Annotated in this window: 19 protein-coding genes; 10 read left to right on the forward strand and 9 right to left on the reverse strand. The window is 45.0% G+C overall.

Going from position 1 to position 21,892, the window contains the following annotated elements; genetic code table 11:
• Window positions 1-36: 36 nt before the first annotated feature.
• From KFE96_RS14530 to KFE96_RS14545, 4 genes are read right to left on the reverse strand one after another with little or no spacing between them, the layout of a single operon-like run.
• The gene (locus KFE96_RS14530; RefSeq protein ID WP_255833281.1) at window positions 37-1,233 is read right to left on the reverse strand and encodes a hypothetical protein; all 1,197 of its coding nucleotides are present in this window, start codon (window positions 1,231-1,233) and stop codon (window positions 37-39) included.
• Window positions 1,230-1,979, reverse strand: a complete 750-nt coding sequence (locus KFE96_RS14535) for an N-acetylmuramoyl-L-alanine amidase (RefSeq protein ID WP_255833282.1) — start codon at window positions 1,977-1,979, stop codon at window positions 1,230-1,232. The genes KFE96_RS14530 and KFE96_RS14535 overlap by 4 nt, the downstream gene beginning before the upstream one ends.
• Complete coding sequence (locus tag KFE96_RS14540) at window positions 1,972-2,856, reverse strand: DMT family transporter (protein WP_255833283.1); 885 nt, start codon at window positions 2,854-2,856, stop codon at window positions 1,972-1,974. The genes KFE96_RS14535 and KFE96_RS14540 overlap by 8 nt, the downstream gene beginning before the upstream one ends.
• Complete coding sequence (locus KFE96_RS14545) at window positions 2,846-3,589, reverse strand: TerB family tellurite resistance protein (protein WP_255833284.1); 744 nt, start codon at window positions 3,587-3,589, stop codon at window positions 2,846-2,848. Before KFE96_RS14545 ends, KFE96_RS14540 begins: the two co-directional genes overlap by 11 nt.
• Before the next feature lie 174 nt (window positions 3,590-3,763).
• On the opposite strand from KFE96_RS14545, the gene KFE96_RS14550 reads away from it, so the two are divergent.
• Window positions 3,764-4,894: a beta-ketoacyl-ACP synthase III gene (locus tag KFE96_RS14550; RefSeq protein WP_247016350.1), complete on the forward strand. Its 1,131-nt coding sequence runs from the start codon at window positions 3,764-3,766 to the stop codon at window positions 4,892-4,894.
• Between the two features lie 39 nt (window positions 4,895-4,933).
• Window positions 4,934-6,064, forward strand: a complete 1,131-nt coding sequence (locus tag KFE96_RS14555; RefSeq protein ID WP_255833285.1) for a beta-ketoacyl-ACP synthase III — start codon at window positions 4,934-4,936, stop codon at window positions 6,062-6,064.
• A gap of 1 nt (window position 6,065) precedes the next feature.
• On the opposite strand, the gene KFE96_RS14560 is transcribed toward KFE96_RS14555, so the two are convergent.
• Window positions 6,066-7,256: a GGDEF domain-containing protein gene (locus KFE96_RS14560; protein ID WP_255833286.1), complete on the reverse strand. Its 1,191-nt coding sequence runs from the start codon at window positions 7,254-7,256 to the stop codon at window positions 6,066-6,068.
• 177 nt (window positions 7,257-7,433) lie between these two features.
• Here KFE96_RS14560 and KFE96_RS14565 point away from each other — a divergent pair, with 177 nt between their 5' ends.
• The 3 genes from KFE96_RS14565 (at window position 7,434) to KFE96_RS14575 (ending at window position 12,009) form a co-directional block, all read left to right on the forward strand.
• Complete coding sequence (locus tag KFE96_RS14565) at window positions 7,434-7,811, forward strand: BlaI/MecI/CopY family transcriptional regulator (RefSeq protein WP_247016356.1); 378 nt, start codon at window positions 7,434-7,436, stop codon at window positions 7,809-7,811.
• Complete coding sequence (locus tag KFE96_RS14570; protein ID WP_255833287.1) at window positions 7,804-10,734, forward strand: M56 family metallopeptidase; 2,931 nt, start codon at window positions 7,804-7,806, stop codon at window positions 10,732-10,734. The genes KFE96_RS14565 and KFE96_RS14570 overlap by 8 nt, the downstream gene beginning before the upstream one ends.
• A 108-nt stretch (window positions 10,735-10,842) precedes the next feature.
• Window positions 10,843-12,009 carry a dipeptidase gene (locus tag KFE96_RS14575; RefSeq protein ID WP_255833288.1) on the forward strand — a complete coding sequence of 389 codons (1,167 nt, stop codon included), beginning with the start codon at window positions 10,843-10,845 and terminating at the stop codon, window positions 12,007-12,009.
• A gap of 2 nt (window positions 12,010-12,011) precedes the next feature.
• Here the strand turns inward: KFE96_RS14575 and rimK are convergent, their stop codons facing one another.
• Complete coding sequence (rimK, locus tag KFE96_RS14580) at window positions 12,012-13,409, reverse strand: 30S ribosomal protein S6--L-glutamate ligase (protein ID WP_247016362.1); 1,398 nt, start codon at window positions 13,407-13,409, stop codon at window positions 12,012-12,014.
• A 216-nt stretch (window positions 13,410-13,625) separates the two neighbouring features.
• Between rimK and KFE96_RS14585 the strand changes: the two genes are divergently transcribed.
• A complete protein-coding gene (locus tag KFE96_RS14585) occupies window positions 13,626-13,814 on the forward strand; it encodes a hypothetical protein (protein WP_247016364.1) in 189 nt (62 codons plus the stop codon).
• On the opposite strand, the gene KFE96_RS14590 is transcribed toward KFE96_RS14585, so the two are convergent.
• Window positions 13,811-14,266, reverse strand: a complete 456-nt coding sequence (locus tag KFE96_RS14590; protein ID WP_255833289.1) for a YaiI/YqxD family protein — start codon at window positions 14,264-14,266, stop codon at window positions 13,811-13,813. The genes KFE96_RS14585 and KFE96_RS14590 overlap by 4 nt on opposite strands.
• Before the next feature lie 65 nt (window positions 14,267-14,331).
• Between KFE96_RS14590 and KFE96_RS14595 the strand changes: the two genes are divergently transcribed.
• The gene (locus tag KFE96_RS14595; RefSeq protein ID WP_255833290.1) at window positions 14,332-14,910 is read left to right on the forward strand and encodes a hypothetical protein; all 579 of its coding nucleotides are present in this window, start codon (window positions 14,332-14,334) and stop codon (window positions 14,908-14,910) included.
• Between the two features lie 26 nt (window positions 14,911-14,936).
• On the opposite strand, the gene KFE96_RS14600 is transcribed toward KFE96_RS14595, so the two are convergent.
• Window positions 14,937-16,400, reverse strand: a complete 1,464-nt coding sequence (locus KFE96_RS14600) for an NAD(P)/FAD-dependent oxidoreductase (RefSeq protein WP_255833291.1) — start codon at window positions 16,398-16,400, stop codon at window positions 14,937-14,939.
• 222 nt (window positions 16,401-16,622) lie between these two features.
• Here KFE96_RS14600 and KFE96_RS14605 point away from each other — a divergent pair, with 222 nt between their 5' ends.
• Both KFE96_RS14605 and KFE96_RS14610 read left to right on the forward strand, forming a co-directional pair.
• The gene (locus KFE96_RS14605; RefSeq protein ID WP_255833292.1) at window positions 16,623-17,018 is read left to right on the forward strand and encodes a VOC family protein; all 396 of its coding nucleotides are present in this window, start codon (window positions 16,623-16,625) and stop codon (window positions 17,016-17,018) included.
• 94 nt (window positions 17,019-17,112) lie between these two features.
• Window positions 17,113-17,832, forward strand: coding sequence for a hypothetical protein (locus KFE96_RS14610; RefSeq protein ID WP_255833294.1), 720 nt, complete (start codon window positions 17,113-17,115; stop codon window positions 17,830-17,832).
• Between the two features lie 3 nt (window positions 17,833-17,835).
• On the opposite strand, the gene KFE96_RS14615 is transcribed toward KFE96_RS14610, so the two are convergent.
• The gene (locus tag KFE96_RS14615; protein ID WP_255833295.1) at window positions 17,836-18,150 is read right to left on the reverse strand and encodes a hypothetical protein; all 315 of its coding nucleotides are present in this window, start codon (window positions 18,148-18,150) and stop codon (window positions 17,836-17,838) included.
• 113 nt (window positions 18,151-18,263) lie between these two features.
• Here KFE96_RS14615 and KFE96_RS14620 point away from each other — a divergent pair, with 113 nt between their 5' ends.
• The gene (locus KFE96_RS14620; protein ID WP_255833296.1) at window positions 18,264-21,854 is read left to right on the forward strand and encodes a hydantoinase B/oxoprolinase family protein; all 3,591 of its coding nucleotides are present in this window, start codon (window positions 18,264-18,266) and stop codon (window positions 21,852-21,854) included.
• Window positions 21,855-21,892: the final 38 nt, after the last annotated feature.

A 21,892-nucleotide genomic window follows, 5' to 3' on the forward strand; every position in this document is an offset into this window, starting at 1 on the left:
AACACCAGCCCTTTTTACATTCAAAAATATATAACGTTAATTAACGAGTGGGGCCAATAGTGCCAGAGCAAAGGCTTGGTTATCATCATCTTCAACGGCAGCAACAATCTTCTTTGCTGATACTAAATCCTGATTTGAGATAGCAGCTTCCATTAGATCAAGACGAATAACATCACGCTCATAGGCGCCATCCATTGCAGCGATCTCATCCAGTGTTGCATTGTAAGCCGTTTGCAACTCTTCTGCAGGCTGCCCTACTTTCAGATGCTTCAAGTAACGTACCTTTTCTTTCACATCATCATAATAGGCAAGTCGGCCGATAGCTCTATTTAAATGACCGCTAGCAGCCTCAACGGAACCAATTTTATCTGCAAATGTTACGTGGGGCCCTTTTGCACGCAACCGGCCAGCATATCCAATTGCCTTCGCATAACTGTCTTCTGCTTGAGTATTGAGACCCGCCTCCAACATTGCTCGCGCACGATCAGCCGCGATAAATGCTTTCATATTTTGCCCAAGAATGGTCTGGAAAAACTCATCCGCCTCAAGCAGATATTTTGCCGCCAAATCAGTTTCCCCCATCTTCTCAGCCATAATAGCGAGTATAATAAAACCACGGTACTTTAACTCAGCTGCTTCTTCTGTTCTTACAATCTCTTCAACAGTTATCCGGTCCGCGGCACCAATTGTTTCTTTATCAGCACGAGAGAATAAGCTGATCTCTCTCCAAAAAGCACGCTTAGGGTTACTCAACTGCGCCAGAGCTACTCTAGCGTCTGCGAACGTTCCAGCAGCCGCAGCCTCTTCAGCAATCCTCAGCAAGGTAATGTCTTTCACGGTCTTATGAGAAAGTTCTTGCACAAGCGCGAGTGCCCCGGCTGTATCACCTGCTTTGGCCAGCAGTGGTGCAATTTCACTGATTTTTTCTGATGTTACCAATGATAAATTTACTGACCGTGCTTCATCCAATGCCAACATAAGTGTTTGTTGCGCGTCCTGAGTATTACCCGTAGCGATCATCGACCGCGCTACACCGATGAGTATCTTTGCGCGCTGAATACCAAAATCTTCTTCAATCACTGTTTGAAGAGCAGCCTTAATTGCGCAATCTCGGTTCAATTGAGCCAAACAATTCAATGTATGAGTATTTGGTCTGTCAGAACTGCTCACTTCCTGAGCATAACCAGAATATGACGCCGACATCATCAACGCCGCTATAACAAGTTTTTTCACTTTATGTCCTCATCTCTCGCTATTTGCCCTGCTATATCCTGCAGGATAATGGCTGTACCTTGATCATAAACACCCGTCACAGCCCTTTGCCGCCAATGCATCTGAAATGCTCTTAAGGCATCTTCACTTTCTTGAGTGAAGGTTCTTATTTCTGTTATATTATAACCAACAATTTTTAGAAGACTATTCATTTTTTCAACAGCCTTTCCATTATCATCCCTCTTTAGAAGCTGAATGGTGCTTTCACCAGTTTCTTGAGAAAAAAGTCCAAAACCATTGGCGTTTAAATACCCCCAAGGGAATAATTCCCCAGGATCACTTTTCCTATCTGGTGCTATATCACTATGTCCAATGACATTCGCGGGTACTATATCATGCCGCTGATGAATATCTTTTAGAAGCTTCAGCAACATTGCAATCTGCTTTTCAGGAAAACCTCGATACCCGAATTCATGGCCTGGGTTCACTAACTCAATTCCAATGGAATTGTGATTTAGATTATTCATACCACGCCAATAAGAAATACCAGCATGCCAAGCACGTTTATCTTCCTTCACCAATTGAAAAAGACTTCCATCTTCTTCAATAAGATAATGAGCCGAAACTTGAGCATCTTCATCACACAGGCGTTCTAGTGCGGCCTTCCCACTTTTCATACCTGTATAATGAATAATCACCGTATCAATCACTGTGCTTGTGGGGCGTTCATTCCAATTTGGTGATGGATGTGCAATCAATTTATTCATCAATACTGGTAGCTATATTGGAGTGCTTTTGCTTGTTCCGGAGCGTTACGATCAACACGCCAAGTACAGTTAACATACCGCCCATGAGCATTCTCGATGTAATTTCTTCATCCAGAATTATAACTCCAGCCAAGATAGCAAAGAGTGGCATCAAGAGGAAATAAGGAGATACTACAGAGACTTCATATTTGGTAAATAAGTAATTCGCCAGACCGTGACCAACAATCGATGAACCGATCGCACTATAAATTACTCCACCCCATGCAAGCGATGTTGCTTCAGTAACTGCCGCCACCTGATTACTTTCGAAAAGTAACGACAAAACAATAGAACCAACCGTTCCAGCTAATCCCACCCACGCTTGAGTAGTCATCGCAGGAACATCTTTCAGAAAACGCATAAAAATGGCAGAAACCGCATATAAAAACGCTGATCCGATAACCACAAGCAAGCCATCAATATAACTGAAAACAGCAGGATCAAAACCAAGAACCATAACGCCACCGAAACTGATAGCAATACCCGCTATTCGTTTCCATCCTACAGCTTCCTTCAGGAAAATAATGGCTAACAGTGTGGAAAACGGCACGGCCAACTGTGAAGCAATAGCTACAGCTCCAACACCGCCGGAAAGTTTCATACCCCAAAATACAAAACCGAAATGTAGCACTCCAAGAGTAATAGCTGCAGCCAGTAATATCTTCATACGCCCTTTAACTATTTTAAAGAACGGCGCAAAAAAGCAAAACACGATAAGAAAACGAATAGCATTTGCAGTAAGTGGGGGGAAATCAACCACTGCCCATTTCACAGCAACGAAGTTAAGCCCCCAAACTAATGTTACCAGTACCGCTAGAAGAATATGCTTAAACTGCACCGGCAGGTTCCTTTTCCCGTTGCCGCACAATTTTATCGTACGCAGCATTAATTTCTGCAGCCCGGCGCGTTGCAACCGCGATCAAATCACTTGGCACACCTGCCGCAATCAATTTATCAGGATGGTTATCCCTCACTAACTGACGGTAATGTTTTTTCAATTCAGCATCCGTAGCTGTTGGTTTAATTCCTAAAACAGCGTATGGGCAATCAGGGTCAGCACCATGATAGCGATATACCAACTCATCAATTTCTTGTTGGGTATAGCCAAAAATTTTCGCAACCGCCCGGATAAAATTGAGTTCATTGGGGTGAACATGCCCGTCAGATTGTGCTATGAAGAAAAGTGCATCAAGCACATCAGAAAGCGCCCGACGGTTATCATGCATTAAATCAGCAATCTGTTTTGCATAAGCATCAAAACCAGCCGTATGCTGTCTTGCAGTATCGAATACACGACCCACATTTGCCATTTCATGCTGTGGCACTTTAAATACCTGTTTGAAGGCATCCACTTCTTCTCGAGTTACACGCCCATCCGCTTTCGCCATCTTTGCCGAAAGCGCAATTACACCAATAGTAAATGTAATATGCTTAGTCGCCTCAGAAGGTGGTTGAGATGCGTTTACACCCGCATCTACCGCCGCTCCTACAGCCAAACCTGCAAGAGCACCAATAGGCCCACCTAACGCGAAGCCTGCAGTACCGCCAATAATTTTACCCCAAATAGACATGTGTGTTTTCTAGCACAGCCCCTCTCCCTATCCTACAGGAAACTAAGGATATTTTTGTTTCCTCACAATCAGGTGAATGAACTGTTGGCGGAATGGCGAAAAGGCAGTATATCTGTGCGCCAATGTAACACGCTTGAAATATTTCGAGCCTTCGAGTTTGAGGGAATATGGAACATGGTTGATGTAGTTATTTCAGGTACAGGTGTATTTGTACCGGAAAATAAAATAACGAACGAAGAATTGGTTGCCGCTTTTAACGACCATGTTGACCAGTTTAATGCAGAAAATGCCGCAGATATTGAAGCAGGCCTCGTAACTGCCAAACAACACTCAAGCGCGGCTTTCATTGAAAAAGCATCAGGCATTAAATCCCGCCACATGATTGAAGTTGAAGGCGTGATGGATTTGAACCGTATGATGTCCAAGCTTCCTGAAGAAGCTCACGGCGATCAAGACAAACCGTGTATTCAAGCTGAAATGGGTATTGCTGCCGCTAAAATGGCTATTGAAGCTGCGGGTATTGATGCTGGTGACATTGATCATCTTATCTGTTCATCAGCTGTTATGCAGCGCGCCTTCCCGGCAATCGGCATCGAAGTGCAACACCATCTAGGCACTGGTGGTTCAGCCCTTGATATGGTTATGGGCTGTTCAAGTGCCACATATGGTCTGCTTGCTGGTGTTAATGCCATTAAATCAGGAATGGCTGACCGGGTTCTCATGGTGAACCCAGAGATTTTCTCAACCATGGTGAATTACCGGGATCGTGACAGCCATTTCATCTTTGGTGATATCGCTACTGCGGTTGTTCTGGAGCGCGCCGATCTTGCTAAAGGGAACGACCAGTGGAAAATCACTGGCACAAAAGCTGAAACACAGTTCTCCAGCAACATTCGCTCTCATTATGGCCCACTAACACGTATTGATGATAACAGCATGCTACGCAAAGACATGTTCTTTGTTCAGGAAGGCCGCAAAGTATTCAAAGAGCTTTTACCGCTTGTAACAGAATTTATCTCGACACAGTTGGAAGCCGAGGGCCTGAAGGTTTCAGACCTGAACCGCATGTGGCTACACCAAGCCAATATCAACATGAATATGTTTGCTGCTAAAAAACTGCTAGGCCGCGAACCAGAAACTGATGAAGCCCCAACCGTACTCGATGAATACGGTAATACAGCTGGCGCTGGCTCAATTGTGGCTTTCCATAAAAACCGCGCTGATCTAAAGTCTGGCGATAAAGGTATTATCTGCTCTTTCGGTGCAGGCTATTCAATCGGTAGCTTGCTCGTTGAAAAACTTTAAAAACAAGCAAGGCTAAAAAGCCAATAAAAGGGACATATTATGGGTGGGGTTGTTATTAGCGGCACCGGCGTGTTTACGCCGCCAAATGTTGTATCCAACGAACAGCTGGTTGAAAGTTATAATGCTTACGCAGAAAACTGGAACGCAGATAACGCCGAAGCGATTGCTTCTGGTGACGCGGTAGAAAAACAGCCCTCCTCAGTACCTTTCATTGAAAAAGCGTCCGGCATTAAGAGCCGTTACATGATGGAAGGTAAAGGTGCTATCGACGTTAGCCGCATGCACCCTAATCTCTCTGAACAAGCGCCTGAAAATCCGGTTGATACACCTGCCCAGGTTAAGATGGCATTCGCGGCTGCTGAAAAAGCGCTTAAGGAAGCCAAGTTAAAAGGTGAAGAGATTGATATGGTTATCATCTCTGCCTCTGTTTGGGAACGCTTCCTACCTTCCATGGCTTGTGAGCTACAATCAATGATCGGCGCAAAAGGCTTCGCTTTTGATATGGGCATGGCCTGTTCCAGCGCCACATTTGGCATCTCTACCGCATGCGATGCACTGCAATCAGGCATGGCTAATAAAGCACTTGTTGTAACAGCGGAATACCTCACGCCGGTAATGGATTATGAAGACCGTGATAGCCATTTCATTTTCGGTGATTGTGCTGTCGCGATTGTTCTTGAACGAGAAACCGAAACAAAATCAGAAACAGCTTTCCGTATTAATGATCGCAAGTTGTTTACGGAATACTCCCCAAACATTCAGGTAACGTTTGGTACTCGTAATCTTCTGGTGCCGGAAGATATTTCTGATCCAAAATACCGTTTTAAGCAGAACGGCCGCGTCGTTTTCCGGGAACTATTGCCAAAGGTAATTGACCTGGTAAATGGGTATTTAGAGAAGAACGAACGCACAGTTGAAGACTACAAGCGCTTCTGGCTCCATCAGGCGAATATCAACATGAATATCTTTGCGACCAAGAAACTACTGGGCAAAGAACCAAGCCAGGATGAAGCACCAATTATTCTCGATGAATATGCAAATACCGCTGGGGCTGGCTGCATGATTGCTTTTGATAAATACAAGAGTGATTTTAAAACAGGTGACTTGGGCTTGATTTGCTCGTTTGGTGCCAGTTATTCAATAGGCTGCTTTGAGGTGGAGCGGCTCTAATTCAGCCACCCACGCTTTCTACACTATCAAAATGTAATTGTTGGGCATGGTGCATTCTTCTATCTACCATATCCAACATACCGTCCACCTCAAGGTCATCACCACGAGCAGTAACAGTGCCAACACTTACTGTTAAACTCACTGGAATACCTTTTGGTGTAGAGAACGCTGCGGCAGCTATCTTATGGCGTATCCGTTCAGCGACCATCTTCACACCTTCTTCTTTGGTGTGTGGCATCATCAAAATGAACTCTTCACCACTGAAGCGGCAGATCACATCTTGTGCACGACGCTTTTGCATAATGAGTGAGGTCAGATCTCTCAGCAGTTGATCTCCTGCCGCGCGGCCATGTTCCAAATTAACGCGTTTGAACCGATCGATATCCAGCATTATAATAGAAACAGGTTCGCTATAACGCTTTGCTCTTGCAACGGTGGCCCGCATAACCTCCAGAAAACAACTTCTGTTTAAAGCACCTGTTAACGGGTCTATCATTTGCTGAGTGCGTAACTGCCCTTGCAACTTCTCAGCCGTGATTATTATCATTATCAAAGCATAAGAAATGGAAAAGAGAATTAGCTCTATCCGAGTGATGACGGAGAAATTATAGGCCTGCAAAAGCGCCTCTTGCCCTATAAAATTAACGACACCGACACCAAACATATAAGTACCGTGAGCAGTAAATAATAAAATAACCAGAACAGCGCCAATGGCCGTTCTTCTTATCATCCCTTTATATACCATTTTTAGGCCACCCAAGGCCCTGACTGTTACTAACACGGTTGCTAATGCAAATAGTGCTGTCAACCAATAGATGGTGTATAAATCCTCACCTGCCTTATTAGGGTCAAGGATACTTTTGGCTAAAACAGACGCACCAAGAGCAATAAAAATATAGAGAAGTCTCCTTCTGCTTCTACACCCCTTTTTCCAGAAGGCAGCAGTGCCCAGCCAGATAGCACCAAATCCAGTCATAACAAGCAGTTGGCCAGTAAAGGATAATAATTCTGATGCAGGGAGCGAAGCAAAAACAAGAAGAGGAACGCCAATAGCGGCTAACAACATACCTAAAGCAGCTCCCCCAAGCCCTTCGATATGTTTATTGACCAACCAATGCGCACACAAGATAAACGCTGACAATGCCATAACTATAGTTACAGCAAAAGATAACGTAGGTAGATCCAACGTCATTCCAGTCCCTCTCTTTTCCCCATGGGTACCTTATTGAAGAAATCAGCTATTTCAAGTATTTAATCGGTCTACAACGATGAATACCAGCGCTTCATCTCTGAATAGAAATTTTACGCTTGCCTTACTACTACACCTGTAGTATCTATTCTCCTACACATGTAGTAGTGGAGAAATAAAGTGGCAGGTAACATTAAGCTAAGCGAGCAGCAGTATCAGGTTGTACAAGCTCTCTGGAGTATGGGAGAAGGCTCAGCCCGAGATGTACAGGCGAAGTTGTCAAATCTAGGCTTGGCACACACCACGATTGGTACAATCCTGTCGAGACTAGAGAAGCGTGAAGTACTCTCCTCACGTACTGAGGGACGCCAAAGGGTATATAAAGCTCTAATCACCGATGGGGATGTAAAACGTTCAATGGTCTCTAACCTGATTTCCACACTCTTCAAAGGCGATAGCAAAGCCTTATTAGCTCATCTGGTGAGCGAAGGTGACATTCATAAATCTGAACTAGATGATATAAAATCACTGTTAGATGGGGGTAAAAAAGATGCTTGATTTCTTTATGGACTTTCCACTGTTTGATCTGCTTGTCAAATTCATGATCGCAAGCTCTACTCTTTTACTTCTAGTTTGGGTGATGGAAAAAATCAGGCTCATCAACACACCGGATCTAGCGGAGAGAGCCTGGAAAGCAGCTATTGCCGGTTCGTTTATTGCTGTTTTACCTTTTACAAATCTAATTTCTCCAGAAGTCGTTATCAACGACAGAAACATGGTGGAAATCGCGGGCGACATTGCGGAACGTCGTCCTCTTCTAGAAATTTCTACAATGCAATCTTCTGGTATTGGAGCATTAGAGGAAAAGCAGACAGCACAAGAAAAACTGGACGCTACAATCCTGGAGGAGCAGCGTAACTTGTTCCCTGCTCCTACAAAACCTATTCAAGATACACCGCCTATTCAGGAAGCAGCTCCAGAAGAAATCCGTACATCTTTTTATGAATTGAGAACGATTGATTTAGCGGCCGTGACCTGGATTGTGCTTGGCTTACTTGCTGTAATGGGCCTTCTGCTTGGGTACCGCAGTGCCATTCACAATCTGGGTAGCCGCGTTCGTGTGGGCGCTGAAGAGAATGCCAATCTTGTTCTTCGTGAAATCTGCGAAGAAGCTGACATCAAACACGTTCCTTATCTAAGCAAATCAAGTGATATTAACAGTCCGGTATGCCTACCAAAGCGTGAAATTTGCTTGCCTGACTGGGCTTTTGAAACAATGCCACGAGATGAGTTTAAAAGTCTTTTAGCACACGAAATTGGGCATATGCTGAGAAAAGATCCGCAAATGCTGATCGCCCTTCAGCTTTTAACCCGCTTCTTTTTCTTTCAACCGCTATTTTTACTGGCGCGCAAGCGGTTGACAGATATTGCAGAACTAGCCGCAGATGAATGGGCAGCAAGCCGTATTCAAAGCAGCCGTTCAGTAGCAAACGCACTATATACATGCGCCACAAAAATACATGAGACACGACACATAGAATGGGGATTAGCAATGGCTGGAAACAAGTCAATCCTGAGGCACCGAGTGGAGCGTCTTCTGAAAGCAGAAGACACTCCATTCAAAACAAGCGCTAAATCTGCAAAAGCGTTTGTAAGCGTAGGCGTAATTGGTCTGAGCTTGGGGATACCAAGCATCCAATTCGCAGGCGCAGGCAATAGTGAGTTCAATACGTTTGAACCACTAGAGCCAAACTACCTATTAACACGCGATAATCCAGAACCTAATCTGGGCGAACTGAAAACCTTTGAGATCAAGGCTCCTGAAATTGCTGTAGCAACTGCTAACGCTGGTGACATCTCAGCTATTAGCCTTGAAGGTGGCAAACGCGGCATCACCTTTGATCGCAAACGCGATTCAGGTAATATGAATTGGCATGATGGTAAAGACCGCATCAATGTACAGTGGAAAAAAGGATTTTCCATTGATCATAAAGACAACACTATTTCTGTTGTTAACGGTGGTCAATTCACCCTGAAATCGGAAGATAAAAACGGTGATGAAAGAAAAATCCGCATCAAGAACGTCGGGGGCGATCGCTCGGTAACATACTGGGTTGATGGCGACAAAACCAAGTTTGATGCAAAGGGCCAAAAATGGCTAAACACCAGCCTGGAAAAACTATATTCATATGGTTTTGAAGCAAAAGAACGCATCAAATATCTGGTGAAAGCCAAAGGCGCCAAAGCCGTTATTAAGGAAATCAATGGTTTTGAAACTGACTATGTGCGCCGTCTTTACATCTCTGGCCTTGCAGCAACAGCGAAACTGAAATCAGGTGAAGTTTCTGATCTCATTAAGGCCACTTCAAAGATAGAGAGCGATTATGAAATGCGCCTTGCTTTCTCTGGCTTACTTCGTTCCGAGAATAACATTCCATCAAGCATGCTGCCAAAAATCATTAAGGCCGCTAAGGCGATTGATAGCGACTATGAAAAACGCTTGCTAGCAGATACTTTTATCAAGCGTTTTGACATGGATGATAAAAATATCCGCAATCTCATTGATTTAGCATCTGACATCGACAGCGACTATGAACTTCGTTTGATGCTGGCACAAGTTCTGGATAGCCAAACCGTTAATAAAGATAACATTGAAAAACTTATCGAGGTTGCCGCAAAACAGATTGATAGCGACTATGAAATGCGCCTTCTTCTCTCTGAGGCTCTCAAAAACGGTAGCCTAACTTCTAAGGGTATAAACCTTACTTTGGAGGCAGCTTTTGAGACCATGGACAGTGATTACGAGAAACGCCTTCTTCTAAGCACTCTCATTCAGCATAACAAATTGGGCGTAAACGATTGGCTCAAGGTGATTGAAGCAGCTGCACTAATCGATAGTGATTACGAAAAACGTCTGATCTTAAGCAAAATCAAGCGCCAAATGCCGTCTTCGCGCCAGCTAAGTGAAGCCATGGAAGAAGCTATCGACACCATTGGTAGCGACCATGAGAGACGTTTGGTTGCAGGAAAGGCTGATAAAGAAAGAGCCGTACGCGCCGCTCGTGCCGCGAATAATGAATGGCGCACCCAACTTCGTGAATTACGTGATGTTCAACGCCAACTGGTCAGAGAACAAAGAGAAGTCGAGCGGGAAATGAACCGCGTTATGAAGGAAGCTGAACGGCTCAAGAAAGAACTCGATAAAGGGCAGTTAAATCGTTCAAAAAATGAAAAAGAACTTGAAAAGTTCTTGGCCGAACAAGAAGAAAAGTTCCTGGAATATGATCGTCTTCTTAATGAACAGTCCGGCCTAAGAGATCACATTGGCAACTTAGCAGGTGCGCTTGCTGAACTAGAAGTAAGTATGAACCAAATACAATTATCCAAGAAGCCAGTACAGGCTCCTCGTCCGGCGGTTCAACCACGCAGTTCAGTACGCCCTGCACCTGCACCAAGGACACCGGAAACCAATACTAATTAATCAGGAATTTATACTTCTGTAACCAACTTGGGGGCTTTCAGCCCCCTTTTTTCTTGCCGCGTATAAAAAGTACCATACAGTTACAGGTAACAAATCGGGGGATAGATCATGAAGCTGCTGAAAAAACTATCGATAGGTCTAGTTGTTATTTTACTGCTAGCATATGGTGCTGGTCGTATCTTTGGACCAAAAGCAATTGATAGTAAACTCAACCCCTTCCTTGAGTATAATGCACCCCCGATATCAGCAGAGGCCCAAGCATTTCATGATGGTCTTACGGTCATGGATTGGCATGCAGATAGCCTGCTCTGGAACAGAAATTTCCTGAAGCGGAATGACTATGGATTGGTAGATTTACCGCGTCTGAAAGAAGGTAACATCAGCATACAAATGCTTACGACAGTTACTAAGTCTCCGTCTGGCCAGAATGTGCATTCCAACAATGCCGATACCTTTGACAATATCACCATGTTAGCCGCTGTTCAGGGCTGGCCTCTATCAACTATCAACAGTCTTCTGGAACGCGCATTATATCAATCTGATAAGTTGACTGATTATGTTGTTGAGTCAGAGGGGCAGCTTAAGTGGATTCGCAACCAAAAAGATTTCAAAACTTACCTGAACAGTAACGGTGGCGGTGTTGCGGTATTGCTTGGTACCGAAGGTTCTCACCCCCTAGAGAACAACATCAACAATATAGACCGCATGTATAATGCTGGCTTCCGCATGTTTGGGCTTACTCATTTTTTTGATAATGCTCTGGGCGGCTCGCTCCACGGTACCAGCAAAGCGGGATTAACCGATTTTGGAAAAGCGGCCGTTAAGCGCTTTGATGAACTGGAAATTATCATTGATCTAGCCCATGCCTCAGAGCAAATGGCATATGATGTACTCTCCCTTTCCAGTAGGCCGCCCGTTGTATCTCATACTGGCCTCAAAGGCGCATGCGATACCCCTCGTAATTTTTCTGATGATCTGATGAAAGCTATTGCCGCCAAAGGAGGCTTGATCGCCATCGGTTTCTGGGAAACGGCAGTATGTGATCCAACACCCGCTGGCATTGCTAAAACCATCAAATACGGCATTGAGCTTGTAGGCGCAGATCATATTGCATTGGGTTCTGACTGGGATGGTTCTGTACAAGCGATCCCAAGTAATATGGTTCCCCATATCACCGCAGAACTTCTAAAACTTAATGTCAGCAAAGAAGATATCCGCAAGGTAATGGGAGGCAATAGTATTGCCTTCCTCCAAACATGGTTACCTAAAGACTAAGTTTATTTTTTTGTGCGAAGTGAACCTACAATTGGCCGCACATTCGCTTCAATATGATCAATAATTTTCGCTGCCACATCCTTTTTGGAAGCTTTCTCTATCCCTTCCAGACCGGGAGAACTATTCACCTCAAGAACAGCTGGACCAGAGTTCGTTCGCAACAGATCGACCCCTGCTACTTCCAATCCCATCACACGAGCTGCTTTCACAGCAATTTCCCGTTCAGCTTTAGAGATTCTCACCGATTTTGCGCTACCTCCCCGGTGTAGATTAGAACGGTAATCCCCGTCTTCACTTTTACGGATCATGCTAGCCACAACGCGCTTACCAACAACAAAACATCTCAGGTCCTGCCCCGCGGCTTCTTTCACAAACTCCTGAACCAGAAAATTGGCGTCAAGGCCTTGAAAAGCACTAATTACCGCTTCCCCTGCCTTCTTTGTTTCAGCAAGAACAACGCCACGCCCTTGTGTACTTTGTAGAAGCTTAACCACCAGAGGTGATCCACCAACCAAATCAATAAGGCTATCAGTATCTTTCGGGGAACTTGCAAAAGCTGTTGTTGGCATAGGAATTTTATGACGCGCCAAAAGTTGATGTGCTTGAAGCTTATCTCTTGATGCACCAATGGCTGCAGCACTATTCAAACAATAGGCCCCCATAGCCTCAAACTGTCTGACAACCGCCATACCGTAAAATGTAAGCGAAGCTCCAATCCTAGGGACCACCGCGTCAAATGCTGGTAGCGGCACACCGTCATAGTGCACCTCTGGCGCATGGCTCTTGATATCAAGGTAACAACGCCTTGTATCGACCAAAGCAACAGTATGCCCGCGAGCTTCCGCTTCTTCTTTCACGCGTTGGCTTGAATAATTGTTTGGCTCCCGCGTTAACACAGCGATATGCAGAGGCCGCTTGATAGGTTTCGCTTTTCTTAATCCTTTATAGAGATCATACGAAAGCTCACCTTGCAGACATGACATATCAGGCTTAACGGCAACAACACCGCCTGCTACACCCTCTTCTAACGCTTGGCGCCCCAACAACATGCGGTAAGCCATGTTTTCCCGGTTCGCGAGAGTGATTTGAATTGGAAATTCTTTATCTCCAATCCTGATAGGTGTTTCAATTACATATCGCAGTTCTGCCTGACCATTAGAAGATGTCACTTCACGACGATCAACAAGTTCAGCAGAGCAATAAACTTCAATATCCGGCCGATCTGGAATTGGATGAATACCAAAGCGAACCTTAGGTTTTTCATCGCTACCAAATGGCTGAATTGTAAACGCATGGAGTGAAGATGTTCTTGCCCCTGTATCAACCTTCGCCTTAAGCGCCGGCAAACCTAAATTAGGTAACGCCAACCATTCTTCCCAACCAACCTCAAAACCTGACATAAGCTTTCACCTAGCAATAAAAAGATTGCGCCCGTTAATCTCATTTTTTTTGCAGATCAATAGGAATTAACAACCCCAATGATTAAAACTGTGTGAACGTATTAATTTCTGCGCCCTCACATTAAAAATAATTAAATTTTTATGCAAATCTATACAGCGCACCCAACATTTGGCAAAAGAGTAAAAAATAAGAATCACATGCTTTTAGAGTAGATTATGGTAAATACTGTTTCTTCAAATGCTGGAATCCAAGCACGCCCCGCATCCATCAACCTTGATGTAACACCGCAAAGAAAACCCAAGCTAGATATCCAAACCGTGCCAGAGAGCAAAGTGCGTGTTGAACCAGCCCCAGGTGGATCGGCTGGTCAGGGAAAAGGCCTGAAAATCGATATCAGTGCTTAATGTTGTTTTCGCAGCTGTTCTTGCGCCCAACTTTCAAGGGCACTTAAAAATCTGGAACGATCTTTCCCGGTAAAGCTAGCGTTATACCCTTTATCTTCCCCCATATCACGAAGCTGAGACTTCAGCTCTCTCATGGCAATTGCCATGCCGATATTATCCTCGGTGAAAGGTTTACCACCGTGCCCGATAACAGTAGCGCCTTTTTCGAGACAGCGAGAAGCCAGTAGAATATCACCTGTTATGCAGATATCACCGTCACCAGCTTTTTCTGCAATCCAATCATCCGCTGCATCAAAACCTTCAGAAACCACCACCTTGTTGATTTTCGGACCGACAGGAAGCCTAAGCCACTGGTTGCTTACCAAATGCACAACCAGATCATGCCTATAAGCAACCTTTAAAACCTCTTCCTTCACAGGACAGGCATCCGCATCAACAAAAATTTCCAGCATTCATAGGCCTTTATTTTTTTCTAATTATTCGTCAAACTCGCTACAGATTATTAAATGGGATCGCAATGAAAAACTTTATCTTTATCAGCATTCTGGCAACTCTAATTACGATTACCACGTTAAATAGCCCTCTCGGTGCGCAAGAAGCTCCATCACAACCTGCACAGCCAGATCAGCAAGCTCAAATCAAAAAATCCATCAACCATATGCTAGCTCGAGCACAGCTCGTTCGGTCCTTAGCAGCTGAGCATCACCTTTACATTCTTGCAAATAGAGAAGATCAGATCATAAGGCTTATCGAAGATGCCTCGCAAGTAATGGCTTATAATCTTATCTGCGAAGATGAAACCATGGATAATCAGGCGCTGAATGACATCGCTACCGATGTCACATTCAAAATTGCTGTTATGGCTGGAAAATCAACCATCGCAAAACAGCTAGAGGGCATCAGTCAGCAAATTACTATGGAATCACGTATGGAACTGGTAGGCGATATGGCAACCACTGTACTAATGTTTGAGGTAGGCAGGCGTCGCGGCCTCTTTGATGCACTCCTAACAGATTTCGGTAACAAGCGCTTCTGCGCAGGCTTACAAGCGGATGTAAGAAACCGCTATAATGAACTCATTTCCGAGATGGAATAAAAAAGGCCGGAAAACCGGCCTTTTACTTAGGATGTTGCGAATTTATACTCGCTTGGCTTCACCTTCTTCATTTCTTTTCGGAAATTCACAGTCCCTCTCGGCCACAGTGTGAAGATGCGGCCGTCCTCATCTTTGTACCAGCTTTTACAGCTGCCGTGCCACACGGTACCTTTAAGGTCGTCAAGCAATTTATTGTCAAAAGCTTTTGCAGCTTCTTCTGTTGGCTCAATCGTTGTGCAGTTTTTCTTCTTCAGCTCATCAAGGCATTTCACAATGTATTTGGCCTGTGCCTCAATGATGAGAATAATACTGTTATGTCCCAGCCCACTATTGGGCCCAAGCATGGTGAAATAATTTGGAAAACCCGGCATTGTAAGTGTGCGGTGTGCACGGATACCATCCTTGAAATATTCACTTAGCTTCAAACCGTCTCGCCCAATTACTTCCTGACTATCGAACAAACTGAAAGGCTTGAAACCAGTGGCATAAATAATGGTATCCACCTTGCGGCTTTTTCCTTCTGTCGAGGTAATGCCTTTGGGTGTTATCTTAGCCACGCCTTCGGTAATCAGTTCCACATTATCTCGCTGAAGTGCTGGATAAAAAGTATTAGAAGCAAGAATACGTTTACAGCCCACTGGGAAATCTGGCGTTAGCTTCGCACGTAATTCAGGGTCTGGTACTTGCTCTTCCAGATGCTTCATTGCCATTTTCTTCGAATAATTCGCAATCCATTTATTGCCCCGGAACATCGGGAAACGCATTTCAAAAAGCGAATAGATAAACAAGCGGTGCAATTTTGCTCTGAGCGGAGATTTTTTAAACTGCTCTTTTTTCTCTTCAGGATATTCCATATCTTCCCGCGGCATCACCCAGTTTGGTGTGCGCTGGTAAACATCCAGATGTTTCACCTTATCTACGATTTTCGGGATAATCTGCAAAGCACTCGCTGCGGTACCGATAATAGCAACATTTTTGCCAGTCAGATCATGGTCATGGTTCCATGCAGCAGAATGGTAGCTTACCCCGTCAAATTTCTCATGCCCCGGGATATCCGGATAATTGGGAATATGAAGGCCACCAATACAGCTAACAACAAAATCAAATGTTTCTTTGTTGCCGTTTTTAAATTCCAGATGCCATGCGCCTTCCTTGAATTCTGAATGGACCAGTTCATGCCCCGGCACGAAATAATCATAAAGGCCATATTCTTTTGCAACACCAAGGCAATATTCTTGAATTTCACCACCTGGCGAGAAAACTTTGCTCCAGTCAGCTTTTGGGGCAAAGCTGTAACTGTATAGGTGTGAAGGAACATCACAGGCTACACCGGGATAGGTATTGTCGCGCCATGTACCACCAATTTCATCGGCTTTATCGAACATTTTAATGTTCGTGTACCCAGCTTCTTTCAGCTTGATAGCCATACACATGCCAGAAAAACCAGCACCTATAATCGCAACCCTTGGCGATGCATTTCTGTTTTGCATGTTTTACTCCCCGGAAACGCTGCAAAGCATTTTAATTGATTCCATTAAATTTATAAAGCCTATTATAAACATTAATGTCAATAAGAGATTTCCAATACTGACACTTTCCGTCAGCTGAACTGAATGCAGGTTATTTACATATGCCTGTACAGCCCCCTAAACTTCCTCTTCAAACAAACTAATGCATATTTACGTAACGTAAAGTGATTGAAGGGGGATTTTATGTTTGATCATTTAAGTACCTATGCAACTGACTATGAGAAAACCAAGGCTTTTTATGAAACTGCTTTCAAGGCACTTGGCCATAGCATCCAAACAGAAATGAAAGCTGATTGGGATCAGGATTTTCCCGGGCGCCGTATGTGTGCTTTCGGACCGGAAGGTAAACCTGCATACTGGATTATAGAGGTGAAGGAGCCTGTCTCTCCCCGTCATATCGCCTTTTCAGCCAACAATCGCTCGAGCGTATCCTCGTTTTATGAAGCTGCCTTATCTGCTGGAGGCAAAGATAACGGTGCACCTGGACCTCGTCCCATGTATCACGAGCACTATTTTGGCGCTTTCGTGTTTGACCCAGACGGCAACAATATCGAAGCGGTATGCCATATACCTGAATAAGATAATTTCAGATTAAACTACCTATACAAAAAACTTGAAGCCTATCCGATTAATCTGCACTATCAGAATCATTCTCAGGTTAATCGGATCAGAAATGTTGCTCAGTTATTTTAAAGCAATTTCTCAAATCGTGCTTATCGCCTTCCTAAGCTTCCAGTCTTATAGATTGGATGCTCAGGAAGCCACGCATGCTATCCGAGTAGTGTCCGGCGGTTATGAAGCCATAGAAGCCGATAGAACCCAGAAACCCATAGCTGGCCCAAGAACTGATGCAGTTAAAAGCTTCCTTAAATCAAAAGGGCTGGATCTGGATATTGAAACCATGCTCTGGAGCCGAGCTTATAATCTTACTGAAAACACAGAAGATGTCTTAATCTATCCCTTAACCAGAACCACTCCTCGGGAAGATCAATTTATCTGGATTAAGAAAATTGATGAACACCGCTTCAACTTACTCGGCCACGTTGGGGCCAACCCAAACCAACTCAGTAAAGCCGAGATTACTTCTGGCAAATATTTTGCGGTGTGCGAGACCAACACCAGCAATTGCCAGATGCTGCTGGAATTTGGCTTTAAAGAAGAAAACATCTTTAGAGTAAGCGGCATTGAAGTTGACCGTGTGGTTCAACTACTCGCGGAAGGACGTGCCAGTTTCATGATGGAAAACTGGGGTATCGTGAAGAGAATTATGGACCGATCACCGGAGCTGCAAGGCATGATCGTTCGAGTTCACGACATTGAAGTAGTTCAGGGTGATTATCTAGCTGCAAAGCAGCTATCTGTCGGCGCTAAGGAAAAACTGGATTTAGAATAATATCTAACCAAAAGCTGGTACATCGCGCTTCATATCAGGCTCTTCATGAATGAAGGTTATCGCAATCGTGCCTTTTATTTCTTTGCCCTTCGGTAACGGTACTTCAGCGATATGAGGTGTAAAATCACATCCTTCCAATTTAGATAGAAAACTCGTCAGGCCTTCGTAAGGGATCTCAAATGCGATTGACGCTGCAACATTAGAAAAAAGCTGGTGTCCAGAAACCCATCCATCAGAACTATTTACAGCATCCACCAGATCGCTAATTGCCTGATTTCGCTCACGCTTAGTATATATCTCTATCTTCAGAAGGCTCATACATATCCTTTAGATCAGCATAAGATAAACTCTTTAACAGCCAGCAATTTCTAGCTTCTCCAACTCTATATTGTTTGTTAACTCTTAGCTAGGGAACTTGGAGGACAAAATATATGAACGTGAAGCAGTGGCAGTTTTGGGTGGATCGCGGCGGTACTTTTACAGATGTGGTAGCACACCACCCGGAAGGTCAGCTTACAAGCCATAAATATCTTTCCGAAAATCCGGAACGCTATGAAGATGCTGCCGTGTTTGCCATGCGCGAAATTATGAAAGTTCCTGAAGAAACCCCTTTTCCTTCCGATCAGGTTGCCTGCATTAAAATGGGCACAACTGTTGCCACCAACGCACTGCTGGAGCGTGAAGGCGAGCCCACACTGCTTTTGATCACCAAGGGCTTCAAGGATGCCCTGCTGATTGGACAGCAACACCGGGCAGATTTATTCGCTCTAAACCCTACACGCCCACAGCCGCTTTATTCTCATGTCATAGAAACTGAAGAAAGAGTTGACGCACACGGTGAAATCATCACGGAGCTGGACGAGACCTCTGTTCGCGTCTCGCTACAGGCTGCATATTCAAAAGGCATACGAAGCGTCGCTATTGTTTTCATGCATGGATACCGCTTCCCCGGTCACGAAAAAGCAGCGGCAAAAATCGCATCAGATATGGGTTTCACTCAGGTGTCTACAAGCCACCAAGTAAGCCAACTGATGAAACTTGTCTCTCGTGGTGACACTACCGTGGCTGACGCTTACCTGTCCCCCATTCTCCGCCATTATGTAAGCAAAGTGAAAAAAGCTGTTGGCGATACGCCACTCTATTTCATGCAATCAAATGGTGGCCTGGCTTCTGCGGATAGTTTTGAAGGAAAAGACGCCGTTCTTTCAGGCCCAGCGGGCGGCATAGTCGGTGCCGCAAAATCTGGCGAACGTGCCAATGAAAAGCATCTGCTTGGTTTTGACATGGGCGGCACATCTACAGATGTAAGCCATTATGCTGGCGAGTATGAACGTGTTCTGGATACCGTTGTTGCCGGCGTTCGCATGACAGTTCCCATGATGGATATCCATACGGTTGCCGCAGGCGGTGGCTCTATTTGCCAATTCTCTCAAGGCCGTTTCCTTGTTGGTCCTGCTTCAGCTGGCGCTAATCCCGGTCCTGCAGCATATGGCAGAGGCGGCCCAGTAACAGTTACAGACTGTAACGTTGCTATCGGCAAACTTCAGCCAGACTTATTTCCAAATGTATTTGGTGAAGACGGTAAACAACCTTTGGATACTGCAGCCGCGCGTTCTGGCCTAAAGGCAATCGCTCAGCAGATCAAAGCTGAAACTGGCCAAGAACTGACAATAGAAAATGTAGCCGAAGGCTTCTTGGCTGTTGCCGTCGAACATATGGCACGTGCAATCAAAAAGGTATCCGTGGAACGCGGACACGATATCAAAAACCACGCCCTTCTATCCTTTGGCGGTGCTGGCGGGCAGCACGCATGCTTAGTTGCCAGCGCGCTAGGGATTGATACAGTCGTGATACCACCCTTCTCCGGCGTGCTTTCAGCACTAGGTATGGGGCTCGCTTCTCAAACCACGATCACTGAAAGAGCGCTAGAATGCCTTCTGACGGAAGAAGCCACCCTTAATTTCGCTGTAGAAGAACTAACTGAAGCCGTATCAAATAAACTAGCTGATCAAGGTGTTCTGAAGAAAACCCAAAGCCACAGGCTAACCATTCATGCCAAATATGAAGGAAGCGACAGCACGTTAGCGGTTCCTTTTGGAAACCATAGTGATATGCAAACAGCGTTTGAAACCGCTCATAAACAGCAATTTGGCTTCCTTGATAAAGACCGTGCTATTATCGCTCAAGCTCTTGAAGCTGAAGCATCCGGCGGTGAAAGCACATCTGCGCTCAACATTCGTGCTTCAGGAAATTGCACCACCGCACTCGATGAGAGGCAGGTTTACATGAGCGGAAAGGAACGTGAGACCAGCATTTTTCATAAGGAAAGCCTTCAACCGAACCATCCTGTTTCTGGGCCTGCAATCATTCTCGAAAATGGTGGCACAACTATTGTGGAACCTAACTGGACTGCTACGCTTGAGGAAAATGATACTCTGAAGCTCACTAAAACAGGGGAAAGCAAAAAACAACATCAGGTCAGCGATACGCCAGATCCAATTCTTCTGGAGATTTTCAACAACCTCTTCATGTCGGTTGCCGAAGAAATGGGTGGTGTGCTCGCAAAGACTGCTCAATCGGTAAATGTGAAAGAACGCTTGGATTTCTCCTGTGCCGTATTTGATAAAACTGGCAACTTGATCGCCAATGCACCTCATATGCCCGTGCACTTAGGCAGTATGGGAGAAAGCGTAATCGCTATTCTGAGGGCCCGTGCAGGTACCATCAAACCCGGTGATGTTTTCATGGTTAATGATCCATATGCTGGCGGCACCCATCTGCCCGACATCACAGTTATTACACCTGTGTTCCTTGATGAAACCCGTAAGCACCCATCATTCTTTGTAGCGTCTCGTGGCCACCATGCAGATATTGGCGGTATCAGCCCTGGTTCTATGCCACCAAACTCACAAACCATTCAGGAAGAAGGCATTCGGTTCACAAACTTCGAACTCGTGAAAGAAGGTGAGTTTCAAGAAGCGACTACGAAAGAAGCCCTTGCATCGGGACCCTATCCAGCACGTAATATTGAACAAAACCTTGCCGACCTGAAAGCCCAGATTGCCGCTAACACCAAAGGCATGTCGCAGGTTATAGCTCTTGTGAAAAACTTTGGTGAAGATGTAGTTGATAACTATATGGGCCACGTTCAAAATAACGCGGAAGAAGCCGTCAGACGTGTAATCGCTGACCTTAAAGACGGCAGTTACAGCTACCCAATGGATTGTGGTGGTACCATCAAGGTTTCAATTACAGCCGATAAATCCACCCGTTCCGCCATCGTTGACTTTACTGGCACCAGCAAACAGTTGGATGGCAATTTCAATGCCCCTCTTGCCGTTACCAAAGCGGCAGTACTTTATGTTTTCCGCACACTCACTGGTGCTGATATTCCGCTAAACGCAGGCTGCCTGAAGCCAATTAAACTAATCGTTCCACAAGGCTCTATGTTGAACCCTATTTACCCAGCCGCTGTTGTCGCAGGCAACGTAGAGACAAGCCAAGCAGTTACTAATGCCTTGTTCCTAGCAACAAATGCTGTCGCAGCCTCTCAAGGAACCATGAATAATTTCACCTTTGGAAATGATACCTATCAATATTATGAAACAATCGCTGGCGGCACAGGCGCTGGACAAGGCTTTGGCGGCACCGCAGCGATCCAAAGCCATATGACCAACAGCCGCTTAACTGATCCTGAAGTATTGGAATGGCGGTACCCAGTAAGACTCCTTGAATTTTCAGTAAGAGAAAACAGCGGCGGCAAAGGTAAATTCACAGGAGGGAACGGCGCCAGACGTATCATAGAATTTATGGAACCAATGGAAGCTTCCATGCTTTCAAGCCACCGCATTAAAGGAGCCCCCGGCCTAAACGGAGGTGACCCCGGCGAAATTGGCTCCACCATAGTTCACCGTAGAGATGGCACCACAGTGACATTTAATGCATCCGATAGTGCAGCACTAGAAGCCGGTGATATTATTGAAATCAATACACCTGGTGGAGGCGGTTACGGCTCTTATTGATAAAACAATCAATAAGATTGACTCCCCCAATTTGCAGC

The organism is Kordiimonas sp. SCSIO 12603 (genome assembly GCF_024398035.1).
Taxonomy (GTDB): Bacteria; Pseudomonadota; Alphaproteobacteria; order Sphingomonadales; family Kordiimonadaceae; genus Kordiimonas.